Origin of the sequence: Pseudomonas sp. ERMR1:02, assembly GCF_002277815.1 — a bacterium.
Taxonomy (GTDB): Bacteria; Pseudomonadota; Gammaproteobacteria; order Pseudomonadales; family Pseudomonadaceae; genus Aquipseudomonas.
The window spans coordinates 260,720-273,418 of record NZ_NKJI01000004.1 but is presented as its reverse complement, the minus strand read 5'-3'; the positions used below and the strand labels follow the sequence as shown (position 1 = coordinate 273,418).

Below are 12,699 nucleotides of genomic sequence, written 5' to 3'. Positions count from 1 at the left end.
CGGGCAGTTCGCCGTTATACTCGGCCCTCTGTTTGGGAGCCAGCATGAATTCTTTGCCAATCGATGAAGTTTTACCCGCCCTGCGTGAAGCCCTCGCTACACGCCACGAAGCTGTGCTCGAAGCACCGCCCGGCGCCGGTAAAACCACCCGCGTGCCCCTGGCCTTGCTCGATGAGCCGTGGCTGGCCGGCAGACCATCCTTATGCTCGAACCGCGCCGCTTGGCGGCGCGGGCGGCGGCGGAGCGTCTGGCCAGTGAACTGGGTGAGAGGGTAGGCGAAACCGTGGGCTATCGCATTCGGCTCGACAGCAAGGTCGGCCCCAACACCCGTATCGAAGTGGTCACCGAAGGCATCCTCACCCGGCGTTTGCAGGATGACCCGGCGCTGGAAGGCGTGGGGCTGCTGATATTCGACGAATTCCATGAACGCAGCCTCGACGCTGATCTGGCGCTGGCCCTGAGCTTGAATGGCCGGGAACTGTTCCGTGACGATCAGCCGCTGAAAATCCTGTTGATGTCGGCCACCCTCGAAGGCGAGCGTCTGGCCGGGTTGCTCGACGATGCGCCGATCCTGCGCAGTGAAGGCCGCATGTACCCGGTGGCGATGCGCTGGGGCCGTCCGTTTCAATCCGGTGAATTCATCGAGCCACGGCTGGTGCAGACCATCCTCGAAGCCCTGAACGATGAAACCGGCAGCGTACTGGTGTTCCTGCCGGGGCAGGCGGAAATCCGTCGTGTCCATCAACAATTGGCCGATGCGTTGGGCGACAACCCTCAAGTATTGCTCTGCCCGTTGCACGGTGAACTGGACCTGAATGCGCAACGTGCGGCGATTGATCCGGCACCGGCAGGCAAACGTAAAGTGGTGCTGGCCACCAACATCGCCGAGACCAGCCTGACCATCGACGGCGTGCGGGTGGTGATCGATGCCGGGCTGGCGCGGGTACCGCGTTTCGATCCTGGCAGCGGCATGACCCGCCTCGACACCCAACGGATTTCCAAGGCCAGCGCTACGCAACGCGCGGGCCGGGCCGGGCGCCTGGAGCCGGGCGTGTGTTATCGCTTGTGGTCGCAGGATCAGCACGAACAACTGGCGGCCTACGGCAGTGCGGAAATTCTCTCTGCCGACCTCGCCGGGCTGGCCTTGCAACTCGGCCGCTGGGGCGTGGTACCGGGCAATTGGTCTGGCTCGATGTGCCACCGGCCGCGGCCTATGCACAGGCGCAGGATCTGCTCGAACGCCTGGGCGCATTGGAAGGCGAGGCGCTGACCCGTCACGGTCAGGCCATGGCCGAATTGCCGGCCCATCCACGCATCGCCCATTTGCTGTTACGCGGACAGGCGTTGGGGCTGGCGGACATGGCTTGCGATGTCGCGGCGCTGCTTGGCGAGCGCGATATCTTGCGTGGTGCCGGGGCGGATCTGCACAGCCGGCTGGTGTTGTTGTCCGGCGAAGAACGGGCCGCTCGGGGCGCCCAGGGCGGGGTGCAACGGGCCCGGCAACTGGCGCGGCAGTATCGTGGTTATCTGCGCGGCAAGGCATCGGAGCCGGTCAGCGATCCCGATCATCCGCGCTGGCTCGGCGCGTTGCTGGCGCTGGCCTATCCGGATCGCGTCGCCCAGCAGCGCCGAGCCGGCGGCGCGGAGTATCGCTTGGCCAACGGGCGTGCCGCGTTGTTCGCCGAAGCCGACAGCCTGATGAAACAGCCGTGGCTGGTGATCGCCGATCTTGGCAGCCGTCAGGGCCAGCGTGAAGAACGGATTTATCTGGCGGCGGATTTCGATCCGGCGTTGTTTGACTCGGTGCTGGCTGAACAGGTGCGTTGCGTCGATCAACTGGACTGGGACGAGCGCGAAGGCGTGTTGCGCGCCGAGCGCCAGCGCAAGGTCGGTGAGCTGATCCTCAGTCGTGAACCATTGACCGGCCTCGACGAAACCGCCCGCAGTCAGGCGCTGGTGAGCCTGGTGCGGCGCAAAGGCCTGGAGTTGTTGCCATGGACGCCGGAACTGCGTCAGTGGCAAGCGCGGGTCGCGTTGCTGCGTCAGCTGGATCTTGGCGGCAAAGGCGAAAGCGAATGGCCGGATGTCAGCGACGCCGCACTGCTTAAAAGCCTCGAGCACTGGTTGATGCCGTACCTGGGCAAAGTCTCGCGGCTCAGTCATTTCGCCAATCTGGATCTGTCCAGCATCGTCCACAACCAGCTGCCATGGCCGCTGCCGCAACGGCTAGACGAGCAGGCGCCGCATCATTTGAGCGTGCCTTCAGGTTCGTCGATTCGTCTGGACTACAGCGAGCAGCCGCCGATTCTGGCGGTGCGTTTGCAAGAACTGTTTGGCCTGGCAGAAACCCCGCGCATCGCGGGTGGCCGCCAAGTGGTGAAGCTGCATCTGTTGTCCCCAGCGCGGCGACCGGTGCAGGTGACCCAGGATCTGGCGAACTTCTGGCGCAGCACCTACGCCGAGGTGAAAAAAGACCTGAAAGGTCGCTATCCGAAACACTATTGGCCGGACGACCCCTTGGTGGCCGAGGCCACGGCACGCATCAAACCGCGCAAATGAATGTAGGAGCGAGCTCTGCTCGCGATGGACGTCAACGATCACGCTGGAAACCTGACACCCCTCGGCGTTCTCGGGTTCATCGCGAGCAGAGCTCGCTCCTACAGATGTTCATCTTTGTAGGAGGCACGCGTCAGCTCGTTAAACGCTGATGAGGAGATCACGTTTAAGCGTCATCGAAATTACTTCCTGAAAGCCACGCAACCTTGCGCCGTTGCCTACCGTTACGCCAGAATCCGCCGGCTTGTGCGCCTTGGAGCCGCTGGGTAACTTGATTCGCGTCACTGCCCATCAGTGATCGGGTTTAGCAGCCCGTGGTATTACGAGCGCATTTGCATCCAGACAGTCAGGTCATTTCATGCCTGCACTTCATGGTAGCTGTGTGCAGGGCGCCCTCGGGCGCGCCGGTTTCGTACTCCCGGTCTGCTAACCTGCGCACAGCTGCCACCCTTCGTTTAGCAGCGATTCGGTGACGGCACCACTTAGAGTACGAAGTATGAAAAAGCCTTCACCAAACCCGCCGGACACCGATCCGGCATCCCCGTACGAAAGCCCCGATTCAAACAAGCTCAACGAGGCCGCCGAACGTGCCCTTGACTTCCACTTCCCCTCGACTGCCGACATCAAAGCCACCCCGCGCTCACCCAGCACACTGTTTTCCGTGGACCCTGAAGCCACGACGGAAACCCTGGTGGTTTATCTGGTCGAGACGCTGGCCTCGGTGGATGTGATGGTTCATCAGTTGGTGGATCACCTGGACGGTGGATCGCGTAATGCGCTGTTGGGGATTTCCAACAGCGTGATGCTGGCGGAGATCACCGCGAACCGGGTGCTGGATCAGATTGATCCGCCTGAGTAGGGAAATGGGGACATCCTTTGGCCTTGAGTAGAAATTGGCTAAAGGATGTCCCTTTTGCATTCCTGAGCGCCGCAGGAAAAGGATCTATGGTCCCGAGGCATTTCGGCTTGTCGACCAGACTGTTATGTAGGAATCGGCTTCGTTACTTTGCAGAAATTTCCTAATCGCTCCTGACGGCCGTGCCACCGGGCTTGCAGCCTGTAAGCGCCAAGCCGTCTTATTGTCGTCGCCCCTATGTTCGTCCGGCACAGTGTTCCTGCCGAGGCCGAAGGGAAACTCTCAAGCCGACAACGATAAGGAATCTGCAAATGAATGGACCTCTGCACCCCTCGTATACCAACGAAGTCTCCCCTGAGTTTTTCCGCAGTCTGAACAACTCGCCTTTCACCGAGGCGCAACTCGCGCAATTTGACGAAGAAGCCCGGGCGATCATTGATCAGCAGCGTGCTTACCTTGAAGCTCATCCCCCTCGCGCCATTTACCGATTTGCAACCGAAGGTAGCCAAACCCGCGACGGCGGGGTGATCCACCATGCGACCTCGCGGCTGGAGTTCACATTGGACTGTGGCCGGAAAGTGCGTGCGGCACAGCAAGGCGATGTCGCCATTTATGCCGATGGCAGAACGGCGCAGATCGTAACCACTGCCGGGGAAGGGAACAGTTATCTGGCGCTGGTTGGCAGCCGTCTCAGCAACGGCGACGAAATCATCAACACGCCGCAAGACATTGGCTTGTTCGTCGTACACGAAGGTGACTCGATGTCAGACGATTTTCTGCCCTCTACCGAGGGAGAGAAAATCCCATGACCAAAGGCTATTTCATTGGCAAGGATGACAAGACTGCCTGCGGTGGCAAGGTACTGGATGGCGATACTCACGCCATAATGCATGGCGTCGCCCGTGCTCATGAGGGTGATCGAGTCACCTGTGGCAAGGACGGCAAGACGTACACCATTGTCGGTGGCATTCCGTATATGACCAGCAACGGTAGAGCCGTGGCTGGCACGTTGGACAGCCGTAGCGGTTGTCCGTGCAAAGCGGAATTGATTCCGTCGGTATTTTCGGCCGGTTACCGCACCGAAATGTCTGCACCGCCAGTGCCCAGGCGAACCGCTCCACCCGTCGAGCCGGTGGTAAGCAGCCGTTCGGTGGCGAGTGGGCAATCCGGTTTCGGTCCGGCAAGCCATCCACTATCACCGGTATTCGGCAGCGCGCTCGCTGAGGAACCCGGCTTCTATGTCGCGCCTGAAAGCATGACTCGCGAAGCACTGGAAGCTGCGCTTTTCGGCTCGCGCGATCCGGCGGTAATGCGCAAGTTTCAAGCGCTGAATCCCGGTCTTGGCGACGTCAAGGCGGGTTCGATGATCGTGCTGGGCGATCCGAAAAACACCTCCTGCACTTATCAGGAAGCCCAACTGATGCAAGCCGCGCAACAGGTCAAAGCGGCCCTTGAACCTCTGACGCCGGATGAGGCCGAGTTCATGCATCGCCACGCGGCGGAAATCGCCAGCTTTACCGGCCAGACCTCGACCTGGCTCGGTGTCAGCGCGGCGATGATGGAACAACATCTGAACCGAATGCGCGACACACTGCTCGCCATGGAACGCCTGCATCAGGATACCTATCGCCAGCACGGTCATCTCAGGTCGCCCCAGTTTTTCCAGTATCGCAAGCACCTGCTGAGCCAGCTCGATGCCCAACTGCTGAACTCCACCCGCCTGCGTGGCCAAACGACCCTGGGCGATCACCCCAAGCTTAAAACCGCCCTGGGCATTTCAAGCCGCAGCCTGGTGCATCGCTGGGACAAAGCCGGTGGGCCGGGGCAGATACCGGGTTATGCGACGCACGTGGATGCCACCAGTCGTGCCGCCAAATACATGCAGACCGGTGGTTACATCGGGATCGGACTGGGTGCGGTTTCTTCGTTGCTGGCTATTCAGGAGGTTTGTAATGGTGGGTCGGGGGAGGCTTGCGAGAAAGTCTGGTTTACAGAGGGTGGCAAGTTTACCGGATCTGTCTTTGGGGGCTCCGTCGGCGCAGCGCTTGGACAAGCTGTCAGCGAATCAGCCTGCGTGGCACTAAAGCGCACACCGGTTGGCGGGGTTATCTGTGTTCTTATCGGGACTGGGGTGGTGCATGGGTAGGCGCGTCTTTAGGAGAGGACGCTGGTAAGTTAATGGGAGAAATTTGTACGAATCGACACTGCCATGATGGGCGAAAACTTTTGGTCGTCTTGGACGGCTTTTTGGTTAGCGGGCAGCACTTTCGTGCTGGACTTTCTGTTTCTTGCATTCAATTTTTACCTGAGTCGGCGTTATCTGGATGCAATGATAGAGGCCTTGCCTAACAGTCGATACCTTTACCTCTGGGAAACGTATTGGAAGAATTTTGGGTGGTTTGGTCGTTTCTGGCTGATGAACAAAATCGCAGCCATGGTGGTGTGGCCGTCGACACATATCCGTTGGGGTAATGTAGACCTTATCGATCTTCAGAACATCCCTCCTCACCTCAAGCGACTGATACGCATCCATTCAATTTTGCTTTACGGTGCAGGGATCTGGATGCTTGTTTCTACGCGCTGAGGAAGCTCGGATGATTGTTGGGGCAACGTAGTCGTAGATTGAAAAAAAACGGGCGCCATCGAGGCGCCCGTTTGATTTACTCATCAGCGCACCCCAGTTTTTCCTACCCCAAAGCCACAAAAAACCTGCTTTCTCCCTTTCCTGTGCATGAACAGAATACAAATCCGCCTGCACAGGAAATCTAAGGAGTGAGCCATGACGTTCTCAATTATCGGGCGCTGCCCTGAAACCGGGCAGCTCGGTATTGCCATCAGCTCTTCAAGTATTGCGGTAGGCGCACGTTGCCCTTGGGCGCGGGCGGGTGTCGGTGCGGTTTCTACGCAGAACATCACGTTACCGGCCTTGGGGTCGCAGATTCTGGATCTGTTGGAGCATCAGCATCTGGAGCCTGATGCGGCACTGGACAAGGCCCTTACGTCCAATGGCTGGAGTCAGTATCGGCAGGTCACGGTGATCGATGCGTCGGGGCGTATTGCGTTCTTCAGCGGCAAGGAGTCGTTGGGCGTGCATAACGCGGTCAAGGGTGAGCAGTGTGTTGCGGCGGGTAATCTGCTCAGCGACGTGCGGGTCATTGAGGCCATGGTCGCGGCGTTCGAAGCCGAGCCGGGTCAGTTGGCTGATCGTTTACTGGCCGCCATGCACGCGGCCATGGCGGCCGGTGGTGAGGCTGGAGCTGTTCACTCCGCAGCGCTCAAAGTGGTGGGTGACTACACCTGGCCGATCATCGACTTGAGGGTCGATTGGGCTGAGGAAGATCCGATTGGTCAGCTTGACGGGCTCTGGCAGGCGTATCGACCGCAAATGCAGGACTACCTGACTCGCGCGCTCAACCCGACGGCAGCGCCGAGCTACGGAGTGCCTGGGGATGAGTAACGCGTCCAGCCGCGACCTTCTGGAGCGTCTTGTAGCCTTCGCCACTGTCAGTCGCGACTCTAACCTCGAACTGATTCGCTTCATCGAGGCGTACCTGGCCGGGCATGGCGTTCAGAGTGAGCTCTTCTATAGCGAAGAAGGCACCAAGGCCAATCTGTTCGCGACCATTGGCCCCCCAAGTCAGGCGGAGTGGTGCTCTCTGGTCACACCGATGTCGTGCCGGTTGATGGTCAGGCCTGGACGGTTGATCCGTTCTGTCTGACTGAAAGGGATGGGCGACTTTACGGTCGTGGTACCGCGGACATGAAAGGGTTTATCGCCTCGGTGCTCGCAGCGGTCCCTGTCTTTGTGCGGCGTGCGCTTCTTGCTCCGGTGCACCTGGCATTTTCTTACGATGAAGAAGTGGGGTGTCTGGGCGTAAGGCCGATGCTCGCCGAGTTGCAGAAGCGGCCACACAAACCCAGGCTCTGTTTGATTGGTGAGCCGACCGAGCTCAAGCCTGTGCTTGGACACAAAGGCAAATTGGCGATGCGTTGCGAGGTGCGCGGTGCCGCTTGCCATTCCGCCTATGCGCCTTATGGGGTAAACGCGATCGAATATGCCGCGCAACTGATTGGCCGGCTGGGCGCAATCGGTGCCGAGCTTGCGCATCCTGATCACCATGACGAGCGTTTTGATCCTCCGTATTCCACGGTGCAAACGGGTGTCATCAAAGGTGGCAGGGCGCTGAATATCGTGCCCGCTGAATGTGAGTTCGATTTCGAGGTCAGGGCGCTGCCGAACTTCGATGCGCAGGAGGTGGCTGATCAGCTTCAGGTATTCGCTCAGGAACAGGTATTGCCAAAGATGCGGGCGGTGCAACCGCACACGGACATCCGTCTACGTCCACTGAGCGCTTATCCCGGTTTGGCAACTTCGCCTGAGAGCGAGGCGGCGCGACTGCTTGCGCTGTTGAGTAACTCATCAGAGTTCGGAACAGTGGCGTTCGGCACCGAGGGCGGGCTGTTTGACCAAGCTGGCATACCGACGGTTGTCTGTGGTCCTGGCAGCATGGATCAAGGGCACAAGCCAGATGAGTTCATCGCGCTGGATCAGTTGAGCGGCTGTGATGCGATGCTGATTCGATTGGCCGACTATCTGTGTGCCGCTGAGTAACAACGCTCTGTCAAACGTCACCGGTAGCCGGGCTGGTTGCGATCCATATGTAGGAGCGAGCCTGCTCGCGAAAAACGTCCGGTCAACGCGTTCATTCAGATAGGGAGCGTTATCGTTGACGACCATCGCGAGCAGGCTCGCTCCCACAGAAGCATTTTAGTGTTCAGCATTTTGGCTCAACTGCTCGCGGCAAAAATCCACGAACAATTGCGCAGGCTTGGTCAGCTGACTGCGTTTGAGGTGAGCGGAAGCCAGGCCGGACGTTGATACCGGTTCTTTTATATCGACGGTTACCACTTTTTTCCCATCGTAAGTGCACTCCGAATGCGGGCGGGTCACGAGGATAGAAAATCCGAATCCCTGGCCCACCATGCCACGCACCATCTCGATCGAAGGCGAGCTGAACACGATGTTCGGCGTCAACTCCAGTTCGTGGAACAGGCTGACAAAGTAGGTTCTGCTCGGTTGCACATCGAGCAGGATCATTGGCTCGCTGCACAAATCCCTAAGCGATACCTCTTTCTGGTCTGCGAAGCGATGGCCCTCAGGCAGCAGGATGTAGGGCTTTTGCGGCGGCATCAGCGGGGTGGTTTGTATGGTGCCATCAAGCCCGTGATCGTAGAGGAAGACAACGTCGAAAGTGCCTGCGGTCAAGCCTTGAACCAGCTCCTGCTGCTCGCCGTCGCGAATGCGGATGTCGACGCCAGGGTAGAGCTTGCGAAAGTCTGCGATGAGCTGTGGCAAGTACAGCGGGGCTACTGTCTCGAAGCAGCCGATGTCGATTTGTCCGGACACCGTATCGTTGTCCGCCAAAGCGTTCTGTTCAAACTCCCTGGCCATGCGCAGTAGCTCTTGCGCCTTGTGGTAGAACCGCGTGCCGGTGGGCGTCAGGGAAACGCCCTGGGCGTGGTGGCGGATAAACAGCTGGACGTTGAAGGACTCCTCCAGACTTTTGATCGCCGTTGAAACCGATGGCTGCGCGATATAGAGCTGTCTCGAAGCTTCTGCCACGCTGCCGGCTTCCACCGTTGTGACGAAGTACTTGAGTTGCCGCAAGGTATAGGAAGCCACATGCACCTCTTTCTGCTCTTGTTCGTGGTGAAGGCCTGAATGGCCCATGTCGCACGAATCTTGACTGAACCTTACCTTATGACGGTTCTGAGCTGGTTAAGCGTTAGCCCAGTTTTTTCTTATACCCCGAGCATATTTTTAATAATTTTCCTCTGAGCTCGCTTGACGCACTATCTCTACATCCTCCGAAAACGACCTGGCCACCCTGGCGGTCGAGAAGGGAAGCGTAGCGTGTTCGACCTTTGGCCGCGCACTTGAAGAGGGTGCGAATTAAAACAACAAGATGTCCTTGCGCGGATTGTCATTCGCGCATTTACGGCCGCGTGGTCGTGACTGCCTCAGTAACTAATCACAACTAAAAAGTGAGGGAGATTCTATGTTCAAGTATTCGTCTTCAAGCGTGAAATCGGTCGCTGGGTTAGCTGCGTTACTTGTATGCACGGTGCCGGTCGTCGCGCACGCAGAAAGTCTTACTGTTATTTCATTCGGTGGCGCGACAAAAGCAGCGCAAGAGGGTGCTTATTTCAAACCTTTTGAAAAAAGCGGTGCCGGTAAAGTGGTGGTCGGTGAATACAGTGGCGAACTTTCTAAAGTGAAAGCCATGGTTGATGTTGGCCAGGTCAGCTGGGATGTTGTCGAAGTTGAAAGTCCCGAGCTCTTGCGAGGATGTGAAGAGGGGTTGTTCGAGCGGCTCGATCCGGCACTGATCGGTGAAGCCGGTAACTACTTGCCTGGGGCTGTCAGCGAGTGCGGTGTGGCCAGTTACGTGTGGTCAATGGTGCTTGCCTACAACTCGAGCAAAGTCACCGCGGCTCCAACATCCTGGGCGGACATGTGGAATCTGCAGCAGTATCCGGGCAAGCGAGGCCTGCGCAAAGGCGCCAAGTACACGCTGGAAGTTGCCCTGCTCGCCGATGGCGTTAAACAGGCAGACCTTTATAAAGTCCTGGGTACCAAGGAGGGCGTGGATCGGGCGTTCCACAAGCTTGACCAGATCAAGCCCTCGATCCAATGGTGGGAAGCCGGTGCCCAGCCCCTCAATGGCTCACGGCAGGCGACGTAGTCATGTCGGCAGCCTACAACGGCCGTATTGCTGTCGCGCAAAAAGAAGGCTCGAAACTGGCGATCTCATGGAACGGCCACCTTTACGATCCTGATCACTGGGCCATTGTTCGCGGCAGTCCGAACAAGGCGCTTGCTGAGCGCTTCATCGTTTTTGCCAGTCAGGCGAGCGGCCAGAAGTCCTTCTCCACCCAGATCCCCTACGGCCCGATTCGCAAGGATGTGCTGGCGCAGCTCCCGGCCGACACGCTAGCCCAGCTCCCCACAGCTCAAGCCAATCTGGCTGAAGGTCAGCTGGTAGATGCCACATTCTGGGTCGATCACGGCGAAGAGCTGGAGGAACGCTTCAACGCTTGGGCGGCACGCTAAGTTATTCAATGTAGGAGCGAGCCTGCTCGCGAAGAACCTGATTGCGTCGCGGGGTGTCAGGCTTGTCGCGTAATCGTTAACGACCATCGCGAGCAGGCTCGCTCCTACAGTTGATGCGTTAATACATAACAATTAAAACGAACATGAGCGTGACGGCTAAGTAGTTTTTTCATAAGCAACAACTACAAAAATCATATTTTCGCTATTCGCACTTATTGAACAAAATATAAGTATTCCGCGAACAAACTCATAACAGCGGAACTTATTAATTAAAGCAGCTGATCTGTCGCGATCAAGAAGGGCACAAGCATGACTGTTAACAAGATCGAAGTAGATACGCTTGTTGTCGGGGCCGGCCAGGCTGGCGTCGCCATGAGTGAGCACTTGAGCAAACTGGGTGTTCCCCACCTCGTTCTGGAGCGTAACCGCATTGCTGAAGCGTGGCGCACCGGGCGCTGGGATTCGCTGGTTGCCAACGGTCCGGTCTGGCATGACCGTTTTCCCGGCCTGGCCTTCGAAGACCTTGAACCCGATGCCTTCGCTTCAAAAGATCGCGTAGCGGCTTATTTCGAAGCCTATGCCGAGAAATTCGAAGCGCCGATTCGCACCGGTGTCGAAGTCAAGAAAGTGATACGCAACGCCGATCGCCCAGGCTTCACCATCGAAACCTCCGAAGGCGTGATCGAGGCCAATCGCGTGGTGGCGGCGACCGGCCCGTTCCAGCGCCCGGTCATTCCGCCGATTGCTCCAAAAGACGAGCGGATCACGCAAATTCATTCGGCTCAGTATTTCAACCCGCAGCAACTGCCCGAGGGCGGCGTGCTGGTGGTGGGTGCAGGCTCTTCCGGTGTGCAGATCGCTGATGAATTACAGCGCGCCGGTAAACAGGTCTATCTGTCTGTCGGCCAGCATGACCGTCCACCTCGCGCCTATCGCAACCGTGACTTCTGCTGGTGGCTGGGGTTCTGGGGCTTTGGGATGCTGAAGTCATGCAGCCAGGTCGTGAGCACGTCACCATCGCGGTAAGCGGTGCGCGTGGCGGCAATACCGTCGATTTTCGGGCGCTGGCCAAGCAAGGTGTCACGCTGGTGGGGCTGACTAAATCCTTCAGCGACGGCGTGGTGACTTTCCAGCAGGATCTGGCGCAAAACGTCGCTGCCGGAGACGAAAACTATCTGTCTCTGCTGGATGCAGCGGATGCCTACGTAACGCGCAACGGTATTGACCTGCCAGAAGAGCCCGAAGCCCGGTTTATGCTTCCCGACCCTGATTGCATCACCCGTCCGATCCTGGAGCTTGATCTTGCCGAGGCGGGCATCACCTCGATCATTTGGGCAACCGGCTACGCCGTCGATTACAACTGGCTGCAGGTCGACGCGTTTGACGACAAGGGCAAGCCGCGTCATCAGCGCGGTGTATCGAGCGAGCCAGGTGTTTACTTCGTGGGTCTGCCGTGGCTGTCGCGTCGCGGCTCTAGCTTTATCTGGGGCGTCTGGCACGACGCCAAACATGTCGCAGGCCACATTGCCACTCAGCGCCAGTACCTTGAATACCGAGCACCGTCGCAGCGCTAAGAATCGATCGAAGGAATGGTCTTGTGGCCATTCCCGACCCAAAACACAAATCAGGTTTCAGGGGAGTCAGTTGATGCCTACTCACACTCGAATTCGCATGTTCAATACCAAAGACACCTATCCCAACCAGTCTCTGGATAATGATCTTTGCCAAGCCGTACGGGCTGGCAACACGGTTTATGTACGGGGCCAGATCGGCACTGATTTTGACGGTAACCTCGTGGGACTTGGCGATCCGGGTGCACAGGCCGAACAGGCGATGAAAAACGTCAAACAGCTTCTGGAAGAGGCTGGCAGCGATCTTTCCCATATCGTCAAAACCACGACTTACATCATCGATCCACGTTATCGCGAACCGGTTTACCAGGTTGTGGGCAAGTGGTTGAAGGGCGTTTTCCCGATTTCGACGGGACTGGTGATATCCGGGCTCGGCCAGCCTCAATGGCTGATGGAAATCGACGTGATCGCGGTCATTCCGGATGATTGGAAGATGAATTAACCGCTCTTCTGTAGGAGCGAGCCTGCTCGCGAAAAACCAGAGGGCGCCGCTGGGTATCTGATTTCCCGCGTAATCGTTGACGTCCATCGCGAGCAAGCTC

General features: G+C 58.2%; 7 protein-coding genes and 4 pseudogenes. 10 read left to right on the top strand and 1 reads right to left on the bottom strand.

The window, feature by feature from the left end; all coding sequences use genetic code 11:
• Nucleotides 1–44: 44 nt before the first annotated feature.
• The 7 genes and pseudogenes from hrpB (at nucleotide 45) to argE (ending at nucleotide 8,024) form a co-directional block, all read left to right on the top strand.
• Nucleotides 45–2,559, top strand: a pseudogene (gene hrpB / locus CES87_RS09915) (ATP-dependent helicase HrpB).
• A gap of 493 nt (nucleotides 2,560–3,052) precedes the next feature.
• Complete coding sequence (locus tag CES87_RS09910; protein WP_128605994.1) at nucleotides 3,053–3,415, top strand: DUF6124 family protein; 363 nt, start codon at nucleotides 3,053–3,055, stop codon at nucleotides 3,413–3,415.
• A 308-nt stretch (nucleotides 3,416–3,723) separates the two neighbouring features.
• Nucleotides 3,724–4,221, top strand: coding sequence for a hypothetical protein (locus tag CES87_RS09905; protein ID WP_128605993.1), 498 nt, complete (start codon nucleotides 3,724–3,726; stop codon nucleotides 4,219–4,221).
• Nucleotides 4,218–5,558: a PAAR domain-containing protein gene (locus tag CES87_RS09900; protein ID WP_256590854.1), complete on the top strand. Its 1,341-nt coding sequence runs from the start codon at nucleotides 4,218–4,220 to the stop codon at nucleotides 5,556–5,558. Before CES87_RS09905 ends, CES87_RS09900 begins: the two co-directional genes overlap by 4 nt.
• 63 nt (nucleotides 5,559–5,621) lie before the next feature.
• Nucleotides 5,622–5,996 (top strand): hypothetical protein, encoded by a 375-nt coding sequence (locus CES87_RS09895; protein WP_128605992.1) that lies wholly within the window; start codon nucleotides 5,622–5,624, stop codon nucleotides 5,994–5,996.
• A 195-nt stretch (nucleotides 5,997–6,191) separates the two neighbouring features.
• Nucleotides 6,192–6,869 (top strand): DUF1028 domain-containing protein, encoded by a 678-nt coding sequence (locus CES87_RS09890; RefSeq protein ID WP_128605991.1) that lies wholly within the window; start codon nucleotides 6,192–6,194, stop codon nucleotides 6,867–6,869.
• Nucleotides 6,862–8,024: pseudogene (argE, locus tag CES87_RS09885) on the top strand (acetylornithine deacetylase). The gene CES87_RS09890 and the pseudogene argE overlap by 8 nt, the downstream one beginning before the upstream one ends.
• A gap of 156 nt (nucleotides 8,025–8,180) precedes the next feature.
• Here the strand turns inward: argE and CES87_RS09880 are convergent.
• Nucleotides 8,181–9,095: a LysR family transcriptional regulator gene (locus CES87_RS09880; protein ID WP_128606106.1), complete on the bottom strand. Its 915-nt coding sequence runs from the start codon at nucleotides 9,093–9,095 to the stop codon at nucleotides 8,181–8,183.
• A 376-nt stretch (nucleotides 9,096–9,471) separates the two neighbouring features.
• Here CES87_RS09880 and CES87_RS09875 point away from each other — a divergent pair.
• The 3 genes and pseudogenes from CES87_RS09875 (at nucleotide 9,472) to CES87_RS09860 (ending at nucleotide 12,599) form a co-directional block, all read left to right on the top strand.
• Nucleotides 9,472–10,526: pseudogene (locus tag CES87_RS09875) on the top strand (ABC transporter substrate-binding protein).
• A 309-nt stretch (nucleotides 10,527–10,835) separates the two neighbouring features.
• Nucleotides 10,836–12,100, top strand: a pseudogene (locus CES87_RS09865) (flavin-containing monooxygenase).
• Nucleotides 12,101–12,173: 73 nt separating this feature from the next.
• The gene (locus CES87_RS09860; RefSeq protein ID WP_128605990.1) at nucleotides 12,174–12,599 is read left to right on the top strand and encodes a RidA family protein; all 426 of its coding nucleotides are present in this window, start codon (nucleotides 12,174–12,176) and stop codon (nucleotides 12,597–12,599) included.
• The last annotated feature ends 100 nt before the right edge of the window (nucleotides 12,600–12,699 follow it).

What these genes read in the sequence shown, in the direction of transcription:
- CES87_RS09905 (WP_128605993.1), top strand. Translation starts at nt 3,724, where the DNA reads ATGAATGGACCTCTGCACCCCTCGTATACCAACGAAGTCTCCCCTGAG.
- CES87_RS09860 (WP_128605990.1), top strand. Translation starts at nt 12,174, where the DNA reads ATGCCTACTCACACTCGAATTCGCATGTTCAATACCAAAGACACCTAT.
- CES87_RS09890 (WP_128605991.1), top strand. Translation starts at nt 6,192, where the DNA reads ATGACGTTCTCAATTATCGGGCGCTGCCCTGAAACCGGGCAGCTCGGT.
- CES87_RS09895 (WP_128605992.1), top strand. Translation starts at nt 5,622, where the DNA reads ATGATGGGCGAAAACTTTTGGTCGTCTTGGACGGCTTTTTGGTTAGCG.
- CES87_RS09900 (WP_256590854.1), top strand. Translation starts at nt 4,218, where the DNA reads ATGACCAAAGGCTATTTCATTGGCAAGGATGACAAGACTGCCTGCGGT.
- CES87_RS09910 (WP_128605994.1), top strand. Translation starts at nt 3,053, where the DNA reads ATGAAAAAGCCTTCACCAAACCCGCCGGACACCGATCCGGCATCCCCG.